At 70.5% G+C, this 19,752-nt stretch carries 18 protein-coding genes; 16 read left to right on the forward strand and 2 right to left on the reverse strand.

Annotated features, from left to right (window positions below; all coding sequences use genetic code 11):
* A partial coding sequence (locus tag ABZ896_RS45210; protein ID WP_360942611.1) for a hypothetical protein occupies positions 1-1,270 on the reverse strand: 1,270 nt, incomplete at its 3' end.
* A gap of 206 nt (positions 1,271-1,476) precedes the next feature.
* Positions 1,477-3,675, reverse strand: coding sequence for an elongation factor G-like protein EF-G2 (locus ABZ896_RS45215; RefSeq protein WP_360942614.1), 2,199 nt, complete (start codon positions 3,673-3,675; stop codon positions 1,477-1,479).
* Positions 3,676-3,950: 275 nt separating this feature from the next.
* On the opposite strand from ABZ896_RS45215, the gene pgsA reads away from it, so the two are divergent.
* The 16 genes from pgsA to ABZ896_RS45295 all read left to right on the forward strand — a co-directional run bounded on the left by pgsA (position 3,951) and on the right by ABZ896_RS45295 (position 19,658).
* On the forward strand, positions 3,951-4,691 hold the full coding sequence (gene pgsA, locus ABZ896_RS45220; protein ID WP_360942617.1) for a phosphatidylinositol phosphate synthase: 741 nt from the start codon (positions 3,951-3,953) through the stop codon (positions 4,689-4,691).
* Complete coding sequence (locus tag ABZ896_RS45225; RefSeq protein WP_360942620.1) at positions 4,688-5,605, forward strand: phosphatidylinositol mannoside acyltransferase; 918 nt, start codon at positions 4,688-4,690, stop codon at positions 5,603-5,605. Before pgsA ends, ABZ896_RS45225 begins: the two co-directional genes overlap by 4 nt.
* Positions 5,602-6,771 (forward strand): glycosyltransferase family 4 protein, encoded by a 1,170-nt coding sequence (locus tag ABZ896_RS45230; protein WP_360942623.1) that lies wholly within the window; start codon positions 5,602-5,604, stop codon positions 6,769-6,771. The genes ABZ896_RS45225 and ABZ896_RS45230 overlap by 4 nt, the downstream gene beginning before the upstream one ends.
* Positions 6,772-7,012: 241 nt before the next feature.
* Positions 7,013-7,567 (forward strand): hypothetical protein, encoded by a 555-nt coding sequence (locus ABZ896_RS45235; protein ID WP_360942660.1) that lies wholly within the window; start codon positions 7,013-7,015, stop codon positions 7,565-7,567.
* Positions 7,564-7,944, forward strand: a complete 381-nt coding sequence (locus ABZ896_RS45240) for a DUF6210 family protein (protein ID WP_360942626.1) — start codon at positions 7,564-7,566, stop codon at positions 7,942-7,944. The genes ABZ896_RS45235 and ABZ896_RS45240 overlap by 4 nt, the downstream gene beginning before the upstream one ends.
* On the forward strand, positions 7,931-8,836 hold the full coding sequence (pdxS, locus tag ABZ896_RS45245; protein WP_360942629.1) for a pyridoxal 5'-phosphate synthase lyase subunit PdxS: 906 nt from the start codon (positions 7,931-7,933) through the stop codon (positions 8,834-8,836). The genes ABZ896_RS45240 and pdxS overlap by 14 nt, the downstream gene beginning before the upstream one ends.
* Positions 8,836-9,441 carry a pyridoxal 5'-phosphate synthase glutaminase subunit PdxT gene (gene pdxT, locus ABZ896_RS45250; protein ID WP_360942632.1) on the forward strand — a complete coding sequence of 202 codons (606 nt, stop codon included), beginning with the start codon at positions 8,836-8,838 and terminating at the stop codon, positions 9,439-9,441. Before pdxS ends, pdxT begins: the two co-directional genes overlap by 1 nt.
* A 49-nt stretch (positions 9,442-9,490) precedes the next feature.
* Positions 9,491-10,243 carry a YebC/PmpR family DNA-binding transcriptional regulator gene (locus ABZ896_RS45255; protein WP_286258385.1) on the forward strand — a complete coding sequence of 251 codons (753 nt, stop codon included), beginning with the start codon at positions 9,491-9,493 and terminating at the stop codon, positions 10,241-10,243.
* A gap of 121 nt (positions 10,244-10,364) precedes the next feature.
* A complete protein-coding gene (ruvC, locus tag ABZ896_RS45260) occupies positions 10,365-10,907 on the forward strand; it encodes a crossover junction endodeoxyribonuclease RuvC (RefSeq protein WP_360942636.1) in 543 nt (180 codons plus the stop codon).
* Complete coding sequence (gene ruvA / locus ABZ896_RS45265) at positions 10,904-11,509, forward strand: Holliday junction branch migration protein RuvA (RefSeq protein WP_360942639.1); 606 nt, start codon at positions 10,904-10,906, stop codon at positions 11,507-11,509. The genes ruvC and ruvA overlap by 4 nt, the downstream gene beginning before the upstream one ends.
* A gap of 10 nt (positions 11,510-11,519) precedes the next feature.
* Complete coding sequence (ruvB, locus tag ABZ896_RS45270) at positions 11,520-12,590, forward strand: Holliday junction branch migration DNA helicase RuvB (protein ID WP_360942642.1); 1,071 nt, start codon at positions 11,520-11,522, stop codon at positions 12,588-12,590.
* 173 nt (positions 12,591-12,763) lie between these two features.
* Positions 12,764-13,303 (forward strand): preprotein translocase subunit YajC, encoded by a 540-nt coding sequence (gene yajC, locus ABZ896_RS45275; RefSeq protein ID WP_360942645.1) that lies wholly within the window; start codon positions 12,764-12,766, stop codon positions 13,301-13,303.
* A 135-nt stretch (positions 13,304-13,438) separates the two neighbouring features.
* On the forward strand, positions 13,439-15,199 hold the full coding sequence (gene secD / locus ABZ896_RS45280; RefSeq protein ID WP_360942648.1) for a protein translocase subunit SecD: 1,761 nt from the start codon (positions 13,439-13,441) through the stop codon (positions 15,197-15,199).
* A gap of 2 nt (positions 15,200-15,201) precedes the next feature.
* Complete coding sequence (gene secF / locus ABZ896_RS45285) at positions 15,202-16,314, forward strand: protein translocase subunit SecF (protein ID WP_360942651.1); 1,113 nt, start codon at positions 15,202-15,204, stop codon at positions 16,312-16,314.
* Positions 16,311-16,850, forward strand: coding sequence for an adenine phosphoribosyltransferase (locus ABZ896_RS45290; RefSeq protein WP_360942654.1), 540 nt, complete (start codon positions 16,311-16,313; stop codon positions 16,848-16,850). Before secF ends, ABZ896_RS45290 begins: the two co-directional genes overlap by 4 nt.
* 270 nt (positions 16,851-17,120) lie before the next feature.
* A complete protein-coding gene (locus tag ABZ896_RS45295; protein WP_360942657.1) occupies positions 17,121-19,658 on the forward strand; it encodes a bifunctional (p)ppGpp synthetase/guanosine-3',5'-bis(diphosphate) 3'-pyrophosphohydrolase in 2,538 nt (845 codons plus the stop codon).
* Positions 19,659-19,752 lie beyond the last annotated feature (94 nt).

A 19,752-nucleotide genomic window follows, 5' to 3' on the forward strand; every position in this document is an offset into this window, starting at 1 on the left:
CCGCCGGCTTCGAGGTGAACAGCCCGTGCACCGGGCCCAGCGCGTGCCCGGTGACCTCGATGCGCAGCGTCTCGTGCAGCACGGTGACCGTGATCAGCATGGTGAGGACCAGCTGGCCCTCCCACAGCGTCCACTGCACGCCCAGGTAGTGCCGGTCGCCGCCGCCGAACTGCTGCTTGTTGCAGATGTCCTGTATCGCGTGGGACTTGATCTGGTACGCGTCCACGTCCGTGCCGCCGGGCCGGGACACCTCCTTCGCGCCCTCCGCGATCGGGGTGACGATCCAGTGGCGTATGGAGGGCTTCGGGAAGCCGCCGGTGTTGATGGTGTTGCGCTCCAGCATGCGCAGCTGGTCGTGGATCGACCGGACGACGTCCCAGCTGCGGAAGGGATGGATCTCCCGCGACGGGTCGGCGGACACCAGGTCCTCGGCGAGCTGCCAGCTGCCCCACCGGGTGCCCATGCCGAGTATCCCCTTGGGGCCGGCGTAGAAGACCGAGTTGGACTGCTGCTCGGCGCTGAGCCGGGCGAGGGACTGGCGCAGCTGCTCGGCCGCCGTCTCGCCGGGACTGCTCGGCACCGCCTCGGGCACCTTCGCGCCGACGCTGCTGCCGGCCAGCAGGCTGGACCAGCGCTCCCGCAGGTCCTTCGCGGTGCGCTCGCAGATCTGCTTGGCCCAGAACCAGCCGACCACCGGAAGGACCACGCACGCGCGTGCGTACCAGCCCCAGAAGCCCGAGAACGGCATGCGCAGCAGGAAGATCACGGCGAGCGCGCCCACCGCGACGAGCAGCGCGGTGGCCAGGGTGCCGGCCCGCTTGTCCTCGCGCCGGGAGACGTTGGTGCGCAGGGTGAAGACCAGCAGCCAGACCAGGAGTCCGGGCAGGAACAGCACCCCGCACAGCACCATGACCGCGCTCAGCCAGTTGTCGCGCTCCCGGCGGATGTTGTTCGCCGCCAGGGCGTGCTCCACCACGACGCCAGGCTCGGCGCCGAACGACTGGATGAGGGGCTTGCGGCCCGCGCCGAGCATCCGGCCGATCACCGCCGTGGAGAAGGCCTCGCCCAGGTTGGGCCGGAAGATCTTGGCCCAGGGGCGGCCGCCCTTGACCGCCGACTCGTGCCACTCGTTGTTGGCCTTGAGGATCTCCTCCACCGGATTGTCCCGATAGGCGGCCGAGGCCAGCGCGAACGTCGCCGTCTGCGCCTCGTCGCCCGTGCGCGGCACCTGCGGACCGAAGATGTCCGCGTAACCGCTCTCAACGGTCATTCCCGCCCCCGATCGCTGCCGGACCCGCTCTTGCGAGCTTCCCGACTTCCTTGCTTCGCACACCTGTTGATCAGGTCATCAGCGTATCCGCAGGCACCGACATTCGTCGGCGGACGGTCGAAACCGCCCGCCGACACGGAAGGAAGCGTTCCGCGTACGCCCTTTGTGGTGTTTGCGTCCGCCCTCTGGGGTGTTTCCCGCATCAACTACGAGGCGTCGCGCGCCTCTTCACGGATCCTCTCGGCGATCTGCGGCGGCATGGGCTCGTGCCGGGCGTAGGAGCGGCTGAAGCGCGCGGTGCCGTGCGACAGGGACCGCAGGTCCACGGCGTACCGCCCGATCTCGATCTCGGGCACCTCGGCCCTGATCAACGTGCGCCCGCCGTTGGTCTGTTCCGTGCCGAGCACCCGGCCGCGCCGCCCGGACAGATCACTCATCACGGCGCCCACGTAGTCGTCGCCGACCAGCACGGACACCTCGGCCACCGGCTCCAGGAGATGGATCCGCGCGTCCCCGGCCGCCTCCCTGAGGGCCAGCGCGCCGGCCGTCTGGAACGCGGCGTCCGAGGAGTCCACCGAGTGCGCCTTGCCGTCCCGCAGCGTGACCCGTACGTCGATGAGCTGATGGCCGGTGGCCACCCCCTTGGCCGCCTGCGCCCGTACGCCCTTCTCGACCGAGGGGATGAACTGCCGCGGTACGGCCCCGCCGACGACCTTGTCCACGAACTCGATGCCCGAACCGCCCGGCAGCGGCTCCACCTCGATCTCGCAGATCGCGAACTGGCCGTGCCCACCGGACTGCTTCACATGCCGCCCGCGCCCGGCCGACTTGTCGGCGAACGTCTCCCGCAGCGACACCCGGTGCGGTACGAGGTCCACCTGCACGCCGTAGCGGCTGCGCAGCCGCTCCAGCGCCACGTCGGCGTGCGCCTCGCCCAGGCACCACAGCACGACCTGGTGGGTGTCCTGGTTCTGTTCGAGCCGCATGGTCGGGTCCTCGGCGACCAGCCGGGCCAGCCCCTGGGAGAGCTTGTCCTCGTCCGCCTTGCTGTGCGCCTCGATGGCGAGCGGCAGCAGCGGGTCGGGCATCTCCCAGGGCTCCATCAGGAGCGGATCGTCCTTGGCCGAGAGGGTGTCGCCGGTCTCCGCGCGGCTGAGCTTGGCCACACACGCGAGGTCGCCCGCGATGCAGTGGGTGAGCGAGCGCTGCTGCTTGCCGAAGGGGGCCGAGAGCGCGCCGATCCGCTCGTCGACGTCGTGGTCCTCGTGCCCGCGGTCGGCGAGCCCGTGCCCGGAGACGTGCACCGTCTCGTCGGGGCGCAGGGTGCCCGAGAAGACGCGCACCAGCGAGATCCGGCCGACATAGGGGTCGGAGGCGGTCTTCACGACCTCGGCGACCAGCGGCCCCTCGGTGTCGCACGCCTTGATCTCGCGCGGTTTGCCGTCGATCGTGGTGACCCCGGGCGTGGGGTGCTCGAACGGCGTCGGGAAGCCGCCGGTGATCAGCTCAAGGAGCTCCACCGTGCCGAGCCCCTGCTTGGCGCCCTCGGCCGCGGGGGCGGCGGCCAGGACGGGGTGGAACACCCCGCGCGCGACGGCCCGTTCCAGGTCCTCCACGAGCGTCTTGAAGTCGACCGTCTCACCGCCGAGATAGCGGTCCATGAGGGTCTCGTCCTCGCTCTCCGAGATGATCCCCTCGATCAGCCGGTTGCGGGCCTCCTCCAGCTGCGGCAGCACGTCCTCGCCCGGCTCCGACTCCTTGCGCTCCCCGGACGAGTAGTCGAACAGCTTCTGCGACAGCAGCCCCGTCAGCCCGGTCACGGGCGCGTGCCCGTCGGGGCCCTGCGGGCCGTGCAACGGCAGGTAGAGCGGCAGGACGGCGTCCGGGTCGTCCCCGCCGAAGGCCTCCGCGCAGATCCGCGTCATCTCGTCGAAGTCCGCCCGCGCGGACTCCAGATGCGTGATCACGATCGCCCGGGGCATGCCGACGGCCGCGCACTCCTCCCAGACCATGCGCGTGGAGCCGTCCACGCCGTCCGAGGCCGAGACGACGAAAAGGGCCGCGTCCGCCGCTCGCAGACCGGCCCTGAGTTCCCCGACGAAGTCGGCGTATCCGGGGGTGTCCAACAGATTGATCTTGAACCCGTCCCATTCGACGGGCACCAGGGAGAGCTGTACCGAGCGTTGTTGTCGGTGCTCGATCTCGTCGTAGTCCGAGACGGTGCCGCCGTCCTCCACACGGCCCGCCCGGTTCACCGCCCCCGCCGTCAGCGCGAGGGCTTCCACCAATGTCGTCTTGCCCGAACCGGAGTGGCCGACCAGCACCACATTCCGTACGGACGCGGGGTGGTCGGCCGCTGTAGCCCTGCCGGCGGCTCCGGGGTGTGCGTTCGCCTTGTCGCCCATGATCCTGCCTCCCGAGCACGGTGAGGTCGCTGTGGGCGCGGGCATGACGGGCCGCGTGCGGTGGCGGCTCCGATGACGCCCGCGGTCCTTCGAGCTTTCCACTCCCGTCACGGTGCGTCCATACAGCGGACGCGATCGTGCCCGTGGGTCCCCTTCAGGTGCGCGTCGGTCCCGTGTGCGAGTGCCCGGCCGTCGCACACGCGCGCGCGTGGCTACGATGGGCCAGCCGGTGGCCAGCAGGGGCCGAGCCGGCCACACCGACCCTCGGGAAGGCCATGCTGAACAAGTACGCGCGTGCATTCTTCACGCGTGTCCTCACACCGTTCGCCGCGTTTCTCATCCGCCGGGGCGTCAGCCCCGACACGGTCACGCTCCTCGGCACCGCCGGCGTGATCGCGGGCGCGCTGGTCTTCTACCCCATGGGCGAGTTCTTCTGGGGCACGGTCGTGATCACGCTCTTCGTGTTCTCCGACCTCGTCGACGGCAACATGGCCCGCCAGCTCGGCCGCTCCAGCCGCTGGGGCGCCTTCCTGGACTCCACGCTCGACCGGGTCGCCGACGGCGCGATCTTCGGCGGCTTCGCCCTCTGGTACGCCGGTGGCGGCGACGACATCGCCCTGTGCGCGGTCTCGATCTTCTGCCTGGCCAGCGGCCAGGTGGTGTCGTACACCAAGGCCCGCGGTGAGTCGATCGGGCTGCCGGTCGCCGTCAACGGCCTGGTGGAGCGCGCCGAGCGGCTGGTGATCTCGCTGGTCGCGGCCGGTCTGGCGGGGCTGCACAAGTTCGGCGTGCCCGGCATCCAGTACCTGCTGCCGGTCGCCCTGTGGATCGTCGCCGTGGGCAGCCTGGTCACGCTGATCCAGCGGGTCGTCACGGTCCGTCGCGAGTCGGCGGAGGCGGAGGAGGCGGCCGCGGCGGCGGCAGCCCAGGAGAACGCTCCGGACGCGGCTTCGGCCCAGGCCCCCTCCCAAGCCCCCGCCCAGGCTCCGGCTCAGGGGAGCGAGGCCGCGAAGTGAGCGCTCAGGAGCGGCTGACGGACGCGCTCTACGGTCTCGGCTGGGGCGTGGTCAAGAAGCTGCCGGAGCCGGTCGCCGTGCGCCTCGGCCGGAGCATCGCCGACCTGGCGTGGAAGAAGCGCGGCAAGGGCGTGCTGCGGCTGGAGAGCAACTACGCGCGCGTGGTGCCCGACGCGAGCCCCGAGCGCCTCGCCGAACTCTCCCGCGCGGGCATGCGGTCGTATCTGCGCTACTGGATGGAGTCCTTCCGGCTGCCCGCCTGGAGCAAGGAGCGCATCAAGGGCGGCTTCGACCCCAAGGACCTCCACCACCTGACCGAGGGGCTCGCCTCGGGCCGGGGCGTCATCCTCGCGCTGCCCCACATGGGCAACTGGGACCTCGCCGGCGCGTGGGTCACCACCAAGCTGGAGACGCCGTTCACGACGGTCGCCGAGCGGCTCAAGCCCGAGACGCTCTACGACCGTTTCGTCGCCTACCGCGAGGGCCTCGGCATGGAGGTCCTCCCGCACAGCGGCGGCACCGCCTTCGGCACGCTTGCCCGGCGGCTGCGGGACGGCGGCCTGGTCTGCCTGGTCGCCGAGCGCGACCTGTCCTCCTCGGGCGTCGAGGTCCGGTTCTTCGGCGAGGCCACCCGCATCCCCGCGGGCCCGGCGCTCCTCGCCCAGCAGACCGGCGCCCTGCTGCTGCCCGTGACGCTCTGGTACGACGGCTCGCCCGTCATGCAGGGACGGGTGCATCCCCCGATCGAGGTACCCGAGACAGGTACGCGCGCCGAAAAGACGTCTGTCATGGCACAGGCGCTGGCCGATGCCTTCGCCTCGGGGATCGCCGACCATCCGGAGGACTGGCACATGCTGCAGCGGTTGTGGCTGAAGGATCTCGAGCCCCGCCCGTCGGACGGGGCCCGCCCGTGAGGATCGGCATCGTCTGCCCGTACTCCTGGGACGTGCCGGGCGGCGTCCAGTTCCACATCCGCGATCTCGCCGAGTACTTCATCGGGCTCGGCCACGACGTGTCCGTGCTGGCCCCGGCCGACGACGACACCCCGCTGCCGCCGTACGTCGTCTCGGCGGGGCGTGCGGTGCCGGTGCCCTACAACGGCTCGGTGGCCCGGCTGAACTTCGGCTTCCTGAGCGCGGCACGCGTGCGACGGTGGCTGCACGACGGGGAGTTCGACGTCGTGCACATCCACGAGCCGTCCTCGCCCTCGCTCGGGCTGCTGACCTGCTGGGCGGCGCAGGGGCCGATCGTCGCCACCTTCCACACCTCGAACCCGCGCTCGCGCGCGATGATCGCCGCGTACTCGATCCTGCAGGCCGCGCTGGAGAAGATCAGCGCGCGGATCGCCGTGAGCGAGTACGCCCGGCGCACGCTGGTGGAGCACCTGGGCGGCGACGCGGTGGTGATCCCCAATGGGGTGGACGTCGACTTCTTCGCCAAGGCCAAGCCGAATCCCGAGTGGCAGGGCGACACGATCGGCTTCGTCGGGCGGATCGACGAGCCCCGCAAGGGGTTGCCGGTGCTCATGAAGGCCCTGCCTCGGATCTTCGCCGAGCGTCCACGGGCCCGTCTCCTGGTCGCCGGCCGGGGCGACGAGGAGGAGGCCGTCGAGACGCTCCCCGAGGAGCTGCGCGCGCGGGTCGAGTTCCTCGGGATGGTCAGCGACGTGGACAAGGCGCGTTTCCTGCGGAGCGTCGACCTGTACGTCGCTCCCAACACCGGCGGGGAGAGCTTCGGGATCATCCTGGTCGAGGCGATGTCGGCGGGCGCTCCCGTGCTCGCCTCCGACCTCGACGCCTTCGCCCAGGTCCTGGACCAGGGCGCGGCGGGCGAACTCTTCGCCAACGAGGACGCGGACGCGCTCGCGGAGGCGGCCGTACGCCTCCTGGGCGACCCGGCCCGCCTCGCCGAACTGCGCGAGCGCGGCAGCGCGCACGTACGGCGGTTCGACTGGTCGACGGTCGGCGCGGACATCCTGTCGGTCTACGAGACGGTGACCGCGGGCGCGGCGGCGGTGGCAGCGGCGGAGGACGACCGGGGGCCGGGGCTGCGGGCGCGGCTGGGGTTGGCGCGGGACTGACGGGGGACGGGGGGCGTTGCCCGGGCGCCGCGTACATGGCAGGTGCAGCTCGGCCGTCGGTCCTCGTGAGCGGTCGGTCTGTCGTGCCGGGGGCGCGGTCGTGGCGCCAGGTGTGTCCTCGGTGTGCTGTCGGCCTGTGGGTGCGGTCGGGACACCGCTGCCCTGCCGCGTGCGTCTCACCAGACGGGCGGCTCCCGCAGCCGCGCCCCGCTGAGCCGCCCGGCGGACCCGCGCCGCTAGTCTGCCGCCCGTGACCGCAACCCTCATCTGGATCCTTGTCGCCCTCGTGGCGATCGGCCTGTACCTGAGCTGGACCGCCGGGCGGCTCGACCGGCTGCACGCGCGGATCGACGCGAGCCGGGCCGCGCTGGACGCCCAGCTGCTCCGGCGGGCGTCCGTGACGCAGGAGTTGGCCACCTCGGGCGTGCTCGACCCGGCCGCGTCGATCGTGCTGTACGAGGCCGCGCACGCGGCCCGGCAGGCCGAGGAGGAGCAGCGGGAGGTCGCCGAGAGCGAGCTGAGCCAGGCGCTGAGGGCCGTGTTCGCGGAGCCGCAGCAGGTCGAGGCGGTCCGGGAGGCGCCCGGGGGAGAGGCGGCCGCACACGAGCTCACGGAGGCCGTCCTGCGGGTCCCCATGGCCCGCCGCTTCCACAACGACGCCGTCGGCGCGGCCCGCCGCCTGCGCGAGCACCGCAAGGTCCGCTGGTTCCGCCTGGCCGGCCACGCCCCCTTCCCGATGGCCTTCGAAATGGACGACGAACCCCCACCCACCCTCGCCGACCGCACACCCCAGTGACGCCGGACCACCGACGCCACGTCTTCCTCGACCTGGAGGGCAACGCCAACGGCACGGTCTTCGTGATCGTCGCGTCCCCGACCGGCGTGGTCTACCAGGTGCAGGGCGCCGGCTCCCGGGGCCTGACCTGGCCGCCGTCTCTCCTCGATCTCGACGAGTCCCGCCTGGCCGAGGCCGACGAGGCCTGGGTGCCCGTCCTCACACCCGATGGTCCCGGTGTTCTGACCTGGGAGAACTCCGACTGGAGCGGGCTCTGGGGGCGAAAAGGATCCACCGCCTCCTCATTGGCCCTTGCAGTGGACTGGTCCGGTCGCGTTTTCTCGGTGGTGCAGAGATCCTCTTTCACTCCAGTGAGGTCAACCCGTGTCCACCAGTGAGAACCAGGCCCCCGAGACCGGCACCGCGCGCGTGAAGCGTGGCATGGCCGAGCAGCTCAAGGGCGGCGTGATCATGGACGTCGTCACGCCGGAGCAGGCGAAGATCGCCGAGGACGCGGGCGCCGTCGCCGTCATGGCCCTGGAGCGGGTCCCCGCCGACATCCGCAAGGACGGCGGCGTGGCCCGGATGTCCGACCCGGACATGATCGAGGGCATCATCGAGGCCGTCTCCATCCCGGTCATGGCCAAGTCCCGCATCGGCCACTTCGTCGAGGCCCAGGTCCTGCAGTCCCTCGGCGTCGACTACATCGACGAGTCCGAGGTCCTCACCCCGGCCGACGAGGTCAACCACAGCGACAAGTTCGCCTTCACGACCCCGTTCGTCTGCGGTGCCACCAACCTGGGCGAGGCCCTGCGCCGGATCGCCGAGGGTGCGGCCATGATCCGCTCCAAGGGCGAGGCCGGCACCGGCAACGTCGTCGAGGCCGTCCGCCACCTGCGCCAGATCAAGAACGAGATCGCCCGGCTGCGCGGCTACGACAACAACGAGCTGTACGCCGCCGCCAAGGACCTGCGCGCCCCGTACGAGCTGGTCAAGGAAGTCGCCGAACTCGGCAAGCTCCCCGTGGTGCTGTTCTCCGCCGGCGGCGTCGCCACCCCCGCCGACGCGGCCCTGATGCGCCAGCTCGGCGCCGAGGGCGTCTTCGTCGGCTCCGGCATCTTCAAGTCCGGCGACCCGGCCAAGCGCGCCGCCGCCATCGTGAAGGCCACCACCTTCTACGACGACCCCAAGATCATCGCGGACGCGTCCCGCAACCTCGGCGAGGCCATGGTCGGCATCAACTGCGACACCCTCCCCGAGACCGAGCGCTACGCCAACCGAGGCTGGTAATGACCGATCCCGTTGTCGGAGTGCTCGCACTCCAGGGCGACGTACGGGAGCACCTCATCGCCCTGGCCGCGGCCGACGCCGTGGCCAGGCCGGTCAGGCGCCCCGAGGAACTCGCCGAGGTCGACGCCCTCGTCATCCCCGGCGGCGAGTCCACCACCATCTCCAAGCTGGCCGTCCTGTTCGACGTGATGGAGCCCCTCCGCGCGCGCGTACGCGCCGGCATGCCCGTCTACGGCACCTGCGCGGGCCTCATCATGCTCGCCGACAAGATCCTCGACCCGCGCTCGGGCCAGGAGACGGTCGGCGGCATCGACATGATCGTGCGCCGCAACGCCTTCGGACGTCAGAACGAGTCCTTCGAAGCGGCGGTCGACGTGAAGGGCATCGAGGGCGATCCTGTGGAGGGCGTCTTCATCCGCGCCCCCTGGGTCGAGTCCGTCGGCGCCGAGACCGAGGTGCTCGCCGAGCACGACGGCCACATCGTCGCCGTCCGCCAGGGCAACGCGCTCGCCACGTCGTTCCACCCGGAACTGACCGGCGACCACCGCGTGCACGCGCTCTTTGTCGACATGGTGCGCGCGAACCGGGTCGCGGGATCCTTGTAGGATCTCAGGCGTTGGTTGCAGGGATGGGTTACGCGAAGGAGACAGGCAGATGTCCGGCCACTCTAAATGGGCTACGACGAAGCACAAGAAGGCCGTGATCGACGCCAAGCGCGGCAAGCTCTTCGCGAAGCTGATCAAGAACATCGAGGTCGCGGCCCGTATGGGCGGCGTCGACATCGAGGGCAACCCCACGCTCTACGACGCCATCCAGAAGGCCAAGAAGCAGTCGGTCCCGAACAAGAACATCGACTCCGCGGTCAAGCGCGGCGGCGGCCTGGAGGCCGGCGGCGCCGACTACGAGACGATCATGTACGAGGGTTACGGCCCGAACGGCGTCGCGGTGCTCATCGAGTGCCTCACCGACAACCGCAACCGCGCCGCCTCCGACGTCCGCGTCGCCATGACGCGCAACGGCGGCTCCATGGCCGACCCGGGCTCGGTGTCGTACCTCTTCAACCGCAAGGGCGTCGTGATCGTCCCCAAGGGCGAGCTGTCCGAGGACGACGTGCTCGAGGTCGTGCTCGACGCGGGCGCCGAGGAGGTCAACGACCTGGGCGAGTCCTTCGAGGTGCTCAGCGAGGCCACCGACATGGTCGCGGTCCGCACCTCCCTGCAGGAGGCGGGCATCGACTACGACTCCGCCGAGGCCAACTTCGTCCCGACCATGCAGGTCGAGCTGGACGAGGAGGGCGCCAAGAAGATCTTCAAGCTGATCGACGCCCTGGAGGACAGCGACGACGTCCAGAACGTCTTCGCCAACTTCGACGTGAGCGACGAGGTCATGGAGAAGGTAGACGCCTGAGCCAACGCTCCGGATTCGAACGGGCCGACGGGACACACCCCGTCGGCCCGTCGCGTTGTCGGAGGTTGTCGGTGGCACCCGATAGCCTGCACAAACAGGCGATCGAACGAAGGGGGACGCGGTGCGGGTACTCGGGGTGGACCCCGGACTCACGCGGTGCGGTGTCGGTGTCGTCGAGGGCGTCGCCGGGCGGCCGCTCACGATGGTCGGTGTCGGTGTCGTACGCACGCCCGCGGACGCCGAGTTGGGGCACCGCCTCGTCGCGATCGAGCAGGGCATCGAGGAGTGGCTGGACACGCACCGGCCCGAATGCGTCGCCGTGGAGCGGGTGTTCAGCCAGCACAACGTCCGTACGGTCATGGGCACCGCCCAGGCCAGCGCCGTCGCCATGCTGTGCGCCGCCCGCCGCGGCATCCCCGTCGCCCTGCACACCCCGAGCGAGGTCAAGGCCGCCGTCACCGGCAGCGGCCGCGCCGACAAGGCCCAGGTCGGCGCCATGGTGACCCGCCTCCTGCGGCTGGACGCGCCGCCCAAGCCCGCCGACGCCGCCGACGCCCTCGCGCTCGCCATCTGCCACATCTGGCGCGCCCCCGCGCAGAACCGACTCCAGCAGGCCGTGGCCCTGCACGCAGCCAAAGCAGCACCGAAAGGCCGTCTCGCATGATCGCGTTCGTCAGCGGCACCGTCGCCGCCCTCGCCCCCGACGCCGCGGTGGTCGAGGTGGGCGGTGTGGGCATGGCCGTCCAGTGCACCCCGAACACCCTGTCCACGCTCCGGCTCGGCAAGCCCGCCAAGCTCGCCACCTCGCTCGTCGTACGGGAGGACTCCCTCACCCTGTACGGCTTCGTGGACGACGACGAACGCCAGGTCTTCGAGCTGCTCCAGACCGCCAGCGGCGTCGGCCCCCGCCTCGCCCAGGCGATGCTGGCCGTCCACACCCCGGACGCGCTGCGCAGGGCGGTGGCCACCGGCGACGAGAAGGCGCTGATCGCGGTACCGGGCATCGGCAAGAAGGGTGCCCAGAAGCTGCTGCTGGAGCTCAAGGACCGGCTGGGCGAGCCGATCGGGGCGCCCGCGATCGGCGCCCCCGTCAGCCAGGGCTGGCGCGACCAGCTGCACGCCGCCCTGCTGGGCCTCGGATACGCCACCCGCGAGGCCGACGAGGCGGTCGCCGCCGTCACCCCGCAGGCCGAGGCCGCCGAGGGCGCGCCCCAGGTGGGCCAACTGCTGAAGGCCGCCCTGCAGACCCTGAACCGCGCCCGCTAGGAGAACGTCAGTGAACTGGGACGACACCACCGACGCGACCGCCCCCGAGCGGCTGGTGGACTCTGTCGCCGACCGCGAGGACCAGGCCGTCGAGGCCGCCCTGCGCCCCAAGGACCTGGGCGAGTTCATCGGCCAGGAGAAGGTCCGCGAACAGCTCGACCTGGTGCTGCGCGCCGCCCGCGCGCGCGGTGCCACCGCCGACCACGTCCTGCTCTCCGGCGCCCCCGGCCTCGGCAAGACCACCCTGTCGATGATCATCGCGGCCGAGATGAACGCCCCGATCCGCATCACCAGCGGCCCCGCCATCCAGCACGCCGGCGACCTCGCCGCGATCCTCTCCTCCCTCCAGGAGGGCGAGGTCCTCTTCCTCGACGAGATCCACCGCATGTCGAGGCCCGCCGAGGAGATGCTCTACATGGCGATGGAGGACTTCCGCGTCGACGTCATCGTCGGCAAGGGCCCCGGCGCCACCGCCATCCCCCTGGAGCTGCCCCCGTTCACCCTGGTCGGCGCCACCACCCGCGCGGGCCTGCTGCCGCCCCCGCTGCGCGACCGCTTCGGTTTCACCGCCCACATGGAGTTCTACGAACCCGTCGAGCTGGAGCGCGTCATCCACCGCTCGGCCAACCTGCTGGACGTCGAGATCGACACCGACGGCGCCGCCGAGATCGCCGGCCGCTCCCGCGGCACGCCCCGCATCGCCAACCGCCTGCTGCGCCGGGTGCGCGACTACGCCCAGGTCAAGGCCGACGGGATCATCACCCGGGACATCGCCGCGGCCGCGCTCCAGGTCTACGAGGTCGACACCCGCGGCCTCGATCGCCTCGACCGCGCCGTCCTGGAGGCCCTGCTCAAGCTGTTCGGCGGCGGCCCGGTCGGCCTGTCCACCCTCGCCGTCGCCGTGGGGGAGGAGCGCGAGACCGTCGAGGAGGTCGCCGAGCCCTTCCTCGTCCGGGAGGGCCTGCTGGCCCGTACCCCGCGCGGCCGCGTCGCCACACCCGCCGCATGGGCCCATCTCGGCCTCACCCCGCCCCGCCCGGCGTCCACAGGAAACGGACAACAGGACCTGTTCGGGACGTGACGGCATCGTGACGGTGCGGGCATTGGCCCGGTCAGGAACCCAGGTGCCATGCTGAGCGTTGTTCCCTGCGCGCGGACTCGCTTAGACTCCGCCGATGCCGCCTTTGTCGGCGGCGTACACACCCCAACCATCAGGCCGCTCACACCGCGGTCGCGTGAAGGAAGTTCCGACCCGTGAGTCTCGTGACCCTCCTCCCGTTCATCGTGCTCATCGGGGCCATGTTCCTGATGACCCGGTCGGCCAAGAAGAAGCAGCAGCAGGCCGCCAACATGCGGAACGACATGCAGCCCGGCAGCGGCGTCCGCACGATCGGGGGTATGTACGCCACGGTCAAGGAGGTCGGCGACGACACCGTCCTCCTCGACGCGGGCCCGGGGGTGGAGCTTCTCTTCGCCAAGAACGCCATCGGCGCCGTCCTCACCGACGACGAGTACAACCGCATCGTCCACGGCGTCGAGCACGACCTGAAGTCCGACTCCGACGTCGTCCCGGACGACGCCTCCTCCCTTACCGATCCCGCCGAGACCGACGAGTCCGCCGACGAAGCTGCCGCCGCCTCCGACGAGAAGTCCGTCGACCTCGGTAAGGATCTCGGTAAGAAGGACACCGCCGAGGAGCCCGCTGCGGAGCCCGCCGACGCGCCCACCGAGGCCGCCGAGGCGAAGTCGGACGACGAGCCGAAGAAGACCGACGGCGACACCGACGCGAAGTAGTCGCTGCTCCCGGGGCGCGCGGACCGGCTCCGCGCGCCCCGGGGCCCGCGTGACTCGCACGGGATCCCGACACCATGTCATGGCCGCTCGCCCCGTTGACCCGGCGTGAGGCGGCTCGAGAGGGAGTACGAGAAGGTGGCAGCACCTAAAAGAGGCCGGAGCGCGAGCGCCCAGAGCAAGCCAGGGCGCTCGTTGGCCTTCATCCTGATCGCCATCGTGGCGCTCACCGGGGGGATGTTCCTCTCCGGGCACACCACCCCGCGCCTCGGCATCGACCTTGCCGGCGGCACCAGCATCACGCTGGAGGCCAAGGCCGACCAGGGGTCCGCGATCAACAAGGCCAACATGGACACCGCGGTCGAGATCATGAACCGCCGTGTCAACGGTCTGGGCGTCTCCGAGGCGGAGGTGCAGACCCAGGGTGACCGCAACATCATCGTGAACATCCCGAAGGGCACCAACTCCAAGGAGGCCCGGGAGCAGGTCGGCACCACCGCGAAGCTCTACTTCCGCCCCGTCCTGGCCCAGGAGGCCACCGGCGCGGCAGCGGCCACGACCTCCCCGAGCGCGTCCGCCAGCGGCTCCGCCAGCTCCTCCCCGAGCCCGTCCTCGAGCGCGTCCGGCACCGGTGAGAAGGCGACCTCCTCGTCCTCCCCGTCGGCCTCCGCCACCTCGCAGGGCCGCGCGGTCACCGACTCGCTGAAGGCCGACTCCACCCCGTCGTCCTCCGCGTCCGCCTCCTCCTCGGCCTCGTCGAGCCCCTCCGCCTCCGCGAGCACCGGCACCTCCTCCGACGCCAAGCTCCAGGCCGCGTACACCGCCCTGGACTGCTCGAAGAAGGCCCAGCGCACCACGGCCGGCGAGGGCGCCAAGCCCGCCGAGACCACCCTGGGCTGCGGCGAGATCTCCGGCGTCTGGTACAAGTACCTGCTCGGCCCGGCCGCCGTCGACGGCACCGAGGTCAAGAAGGCCCAGGCGGTCTTCGACACCCAGACCGCCGCCGGCTGGCAGGTCACCATGACCTTCAACAGCAAGGGCGCCGACAAGTTCGCCGACATCACCGGCCAGCTCGCGAAGAACACCCAGCCGCAGAACGAGTTCGGCATCGTCCTGGACGGCCAGGTCGTCTCCAGCCCGTACGTGAGCTCGGCGATCACCGGCGGCAACGCCCAGATCTCCGGCAGCTTCACCCAGGACGAGGCCCAGAACCTCGCCAACATGCTGTCGTACGGCGCTCTCCCGCTCTCCTTCCAGGAGCAGAGCGTGACCACGGTGACCGCGGCGCTCGGCGGTGAGCAGCTGCACGCCGGTCTGCTCGCCGGCGCGATCGGCCTCCTCCTGGTCGTCATCTACCTGGTGGCCTACTACCGCGGTCTGTCGATCGTCGCGATGGCCTCGCTGCTCGTCTCCGCGGTCCTCACCTACGTGATCATGGCGCTGCTCGGCCCGACCATCGGCTTCGCGCTGAACCTGCCGGCCGTCTGCGGTGCCATCGTCGCCATCGGCATCACCGCGGACTCGTTCATCGTGTACTTCGAACGCATCCGCGACGAGATCCGCGAGGGCCGCTCGCTGCGTCCCGCCGTCGAGCGGGCCTGGCCGCGTGCCCGGCGCACCATCATGGTCTCCGACTTCGTGTCGTTCCTCGCCGCCGCGGTGCTGTTCGTCGTGACCGTCGGCAAGGTCCAGGGCTTCGCCTTCACCCTCGGTCTGACCACCGTGCTCGACGTCGTCGTGGTCTTCTTCTTCACCAAGCCCCTGATGACGCTCCTCGCCCGCCGGAAGTTCTTCGCGAGCGGCCACAAGTGGTCCGGCCTCGACCCGAAGAGCCTCGGTGCGCAGCCACCGCTCAGGCGCACCCGCCGTCCCGCCCCCGCCCACACGAAGGAGGCGTGACCATGTCGAAACTCGGCAACATCGGCGCCCGACTGCACCGTGGCGAGATCAGCTACGACTTCATCGGTCACCGCAAGCTCTGGTACGGCATCTCGATCCTGATCACCATCACGGCGATCGTCGGTCTCGCGGTGCGCGGCCTCAACATGGGCATCGACTTCCAGGGCGGCGCGGTCTTCACCACCCCGAAGACCAGCGTCTCCGTCTCCCAGGCCGAGGACTACGCCAAGGAGGCCTCCGGCCACGACGCGGTCGTGCAGAAGCTCGGCAACGGCACGCTGCGCATCCAGATCGCCGGTATGGACACCCAGCAGTCCGACCAGATCAAGAGCAAGCTCGCCGCCGACTTCAAGGTCGACTCCGAGAAGATCGCCGCCGACCTCGTCGGTCCCAGCTGGGGCGACCAGATCGCCAACAAGGCCTGGCAGGGCCTGGCGATCTTCATGGTCCTCGTCGTGATCTATCTGGCGATCGCCTTCGAGTGGCGCATGGCCGTCGCCGCACTGGTGGCCCTGATCCACGACATCACCATCACGGTCGGCATCTACGCCCTCGTGGGCTTCGAGGTCACACCGGGCACGGTGATCGGTCTGCTGACCATCCTCGGTTACTCGCTCTACGACACGGTGGTCGTCTTCGACTCGCTCAAGGAGCAGACGAAGGACATCGCCAAGCAGAGCCGCTGGACCTACAGCGACATCGCCAACCGTTCGATCAACGGCACCCTGGTCCGCTCGATCAACACCACGGTGGTCGCGCTGCTGCCGGTGGCGGGCCTGCTGTTCATCGGTGGCGGCTTCCTCGGCGCGGGCACGCTCAACGACATCTCGCTGTCGCTGTTCGTGGGTCTGGCCGCCGGTGCGTACTCCTCGATCTTCATCGCCACCCCGCTCGTCGCCGACCTCAAGGAGCGCGAGCCGGCGATGAAGGCCCTCAAGAAGCGGGTCCTGGCCAAGCGTGCCCAGGCCGACGTGGAGGAGGAGCTCGCGGAGGCCCGCGGCGACGCCGTGGACGACGGTGAGCCGGAGGACTCCGCGCACGCGGTCGTCGGTCCGCGCAGCCAGCCCGCGTCCCGCAACCGGGGCCGGGGCCGTCCGTCGGGGAAGCGCCGATGACGGGCATCGAGGAGCTGCTGCTCAGCCGTATCCGCGATGTGGCGGACTACCCGGAGCCGGGCGTGATGTTCAAGGACATCACCCCGCTCCTGGCGGACCCTTCGGCGTTCACCGCGCTGACGGACGCGCTCGCCGGGATCGCCGCGGACACCGGTGCCACGAAGGTCGTCGGTCTGGAGGCGCGGGGCTTCATCCTCGGCGCCCCGGTCGCCGTCCGCGCGGGCCTGGGCTTCATCCCCGTACGCAAGGCGGGCAAGCTCCCCGGGGCCACGCTCAGCCAGGCGTACGACCTGGAGTACGGCTCGGCGGAGATCGAGGTCCACGCGGAGGATCTGTCCGCCGGGGACCGCGTCCTGATCGTGGACGACGTCCTGGCCACGGGCGGCACAGCCGAGGCGGCGATCCAACTGATCCGCCGCGCGGGCGCGGAGGTCTCGGGCCTCGCGGTCCTGATGGAGCTGGGCTTCCTGAACGGCCGGGCTCGTCTGGAGCCGGCCCTGGCGGGGGCTCCTCTAGAGGCACTGCTAGTGGTCTGACCCCGCAGTGCAGTACGAAAAGGGCCGTCCCGGCATATCCGGGGCGGCCTTTTCACACCCAGGGGCGCGGGGAACTGCGCGACCAGCCACAACGGCGCGTCAGCCGCCAAGAGACCTGTAGCTCCCCGGCGGAATGCGGACCGCAGCCCCGCACGTTCCACAGGTAGACGGCCCTCACATCAGGCTGAAGGCGATGCCGACGCGCAGGATCGCTACCATGGGATCTCCGGAGCCTGACCGGGGGACCCGGATCGCGCACGAGGAGTCCTCTTGGCAGACGAGGCCCAGCCCCTGACCGCCGCCAAGCCCGAGCCCGCCTCGGCCCCGGCGGCGAAGCCCGCGCCGGACGCGAAGAGCGTGACGAACGACGCGCGTGGGCCGGTCGAGCACGCCCAGTCCGCACCGGCCGACAAGCCGGCCGAGGCGGTCAGGCCCAAGCCCGTCCCTCCCGAGCGCCCCACGTCGACGGCGCCCGCCGTGCGTCCGAACGCCGGCCAGCCCGCCCGCACCGGCTCCTCCAACCGCGTCCGCGCCCGCCTGGCCCGTCTCGGTGTCCAGCGCTCCAACCCGTACAACCCGGTCCTGGAGCCGTTGCTGCGGATAGTGCGCAGCAACGACCCGAAGATCGAGACCGCGACGCTCCGGCAGATCGAGAAGGCCTACCAGGTCGCCGAGCGCTGGCACCGCGGCCAGAAGCGCAAGAGCGGCGACCCGTACATCACGCACCCGCTCGCCGTGACGACGATCCTCGCCGAGCTGGGCATGGATCCGGCCACCCTCATGGCGGGCCTACTGCACGACACCGTCGAGGACACCGAGTACGGCCTCGACCAGCTCCGCCGCGACTTCGGCGACTCGGTCGCCCTGCTCGTCGACGGCGTGACCAAGCTGGACAAGGTGAAGTTCGGCGAGGCCGCGCAGGCCGAGACCGTGCGCAAGATGGTCGTAGCCATGGCCAAGGACCCGCGCGTCCTGGTCATCAAGCTCGCCGACCGCCTGCACAACATGCGCACCATGCGCTACCTCAAGCGCGAGAAGCAGGAGAAGAAAGCGCGCGAGACGCTGGAGATCTACGCTCCGCTCGCCCACCGCCTCGGCATGAACACCATCAAGTGGGAGCTGGAGGACCTCGCCTTCGCGATCCTCTACCCCAAGATGTACGACGAGATCGTACGGCTGGTGGCCGAGCGGGCGCCCAAGCGCGACGAGTACCTGGCCATAGTGACCGACGAGGTGCAGTCCGACCTGCGCGCGGCTCGGATCAAGGCCACCGTCACCGGGCGCCCGAAGCACTACTACAGCGTCTACCAGAAGATGATCGTACGAGGTCGCGACTTCGCGGAGATCTACGACCTCGTCGGCATCCGCGTCCTGGTGGACACCGTCCGCGACTGCTACGCGGCCCTGGGCACCGTCCACGCCCGCTGGAACCCGGTTCCGGGGCGGTTCAAGGACTACATCGCGATGCCCAAGTTCAACATGTACCAGTCGCTCCATACGACGGTCATCGGGCCCAACGGCAAGCCGGTCGAACTCCAGATCCGCACCTTCGACATGCACCGGCGCGCCGAGTACGGCATCGCCGCGCACTGGAAGTACAAGCAGGAGGCCGTCGCCGGCGCCTCCAAGGTGCGCTCCGACCAGCCCCGGTCCACCGGCAAGGACGACCATCTCAACGACATGGCGTGGCTGCGCCAACTCCTCGACTGGCAGAAGGAGACCGAGGACCCCGGCGAGTTCCTGGAGTCCCTGCGCTTCGACCTCTCCCGCAACGAGGTCTTCGTCTTCACGCCCAAGGGCGACGTGATAGCGCTGCCGGCCGGGGCCACCCCGGTGGACTTCTCGTACGCGGTGCACACCGAGGTGGGCCACCGCACCATAGGAGCCCGGGTCAACGGCAGGCTCGTACCGCTCGAATCCACCCTGGACAACGGCGACCTCGTGGAGGTCTTCACCTCCAAGGCGGCCGGAGCGGGACCGTCCCGGGACTGGCTGAACTTCGTCAAGTCCCCGCGCGCCCGCAACAAGATCCGGGCCTGGTTCTCCAAAGAGCGCCGTGACGAGGCGATCGAGCAGGGCAAGGACGCCATCGTCCGCGCGATGCGCAAGCAGAACCTGCCGATCCAGCGCATCCTGACCGGCGACTCCCTGGTCACGCTCGCCCACGAGATGCGCTACGCCGACATCTCCGCGCTGTACGCGGCGATCGGCGAGGGGCACGTCTCCGCGCAGAACATCGTGCAGAAGCTGGTCTCCGCGCTCGGCGGCGAGGAGGCGGCCACCGAGGAGATCGACGAGGCGGTCCCGCCGTCCCGCACCCGCGGCCGCAAGCGGCGCTCCAGCGCAGACCCGGGCGTCATCGTCAAGGGCGTCGAGGACGTGTGGGTCAAACTGGCCCGCTGCTGTACGCCCGTCCCCGGCGACCCGATCATCGGCTTCGTCACCCGCGGTAGTGGCGTATCGGTTCACCGCAGCGACTGCGTCAACGTGGAGTCACTGTCCCGCGAGCCCGAACGCATCCTCGAGGTCGAGTGGGCGCCCACGCAGTCCTCGGTCTTCCTGGTCGCCATCCAGGTCGAGGCCCTGGACCGCTCCCGGCTCCTCTCCGACGTCACCCGCGTCCTGTCCGACCAGCACGTCAACATCCTCTCCGCGGCCGTCCAGACCTCCCGCGACCGCGTCGCCACCTCCCGCTTCACCTTCGAGATGGGTGACCCGAAGCACCTCGGGCACGTCCTGAAGGCGGTCAGGGGAGTCGAGGGCGTGTACGACGTCTACCGCGTGACCTCGGCACGCAACCGGTCGTAGGGCAGCGCGTGACCGGTGACCTTGACCTTGGTCTGCGGCGAGGAGAACGAGGTGGCGTTCTCGAGCAGCTCGGCGAGCAGGTGCACGAGGTCGT

It is taken from the genome of Streptomyces sp. NPDC047072 (assembly GCF_040643855.1).
GTDB lineage: Bacteria > Actinomycetota > Actinomycetes > Streptomycetales > Streptomycetaceae > Streptomyces.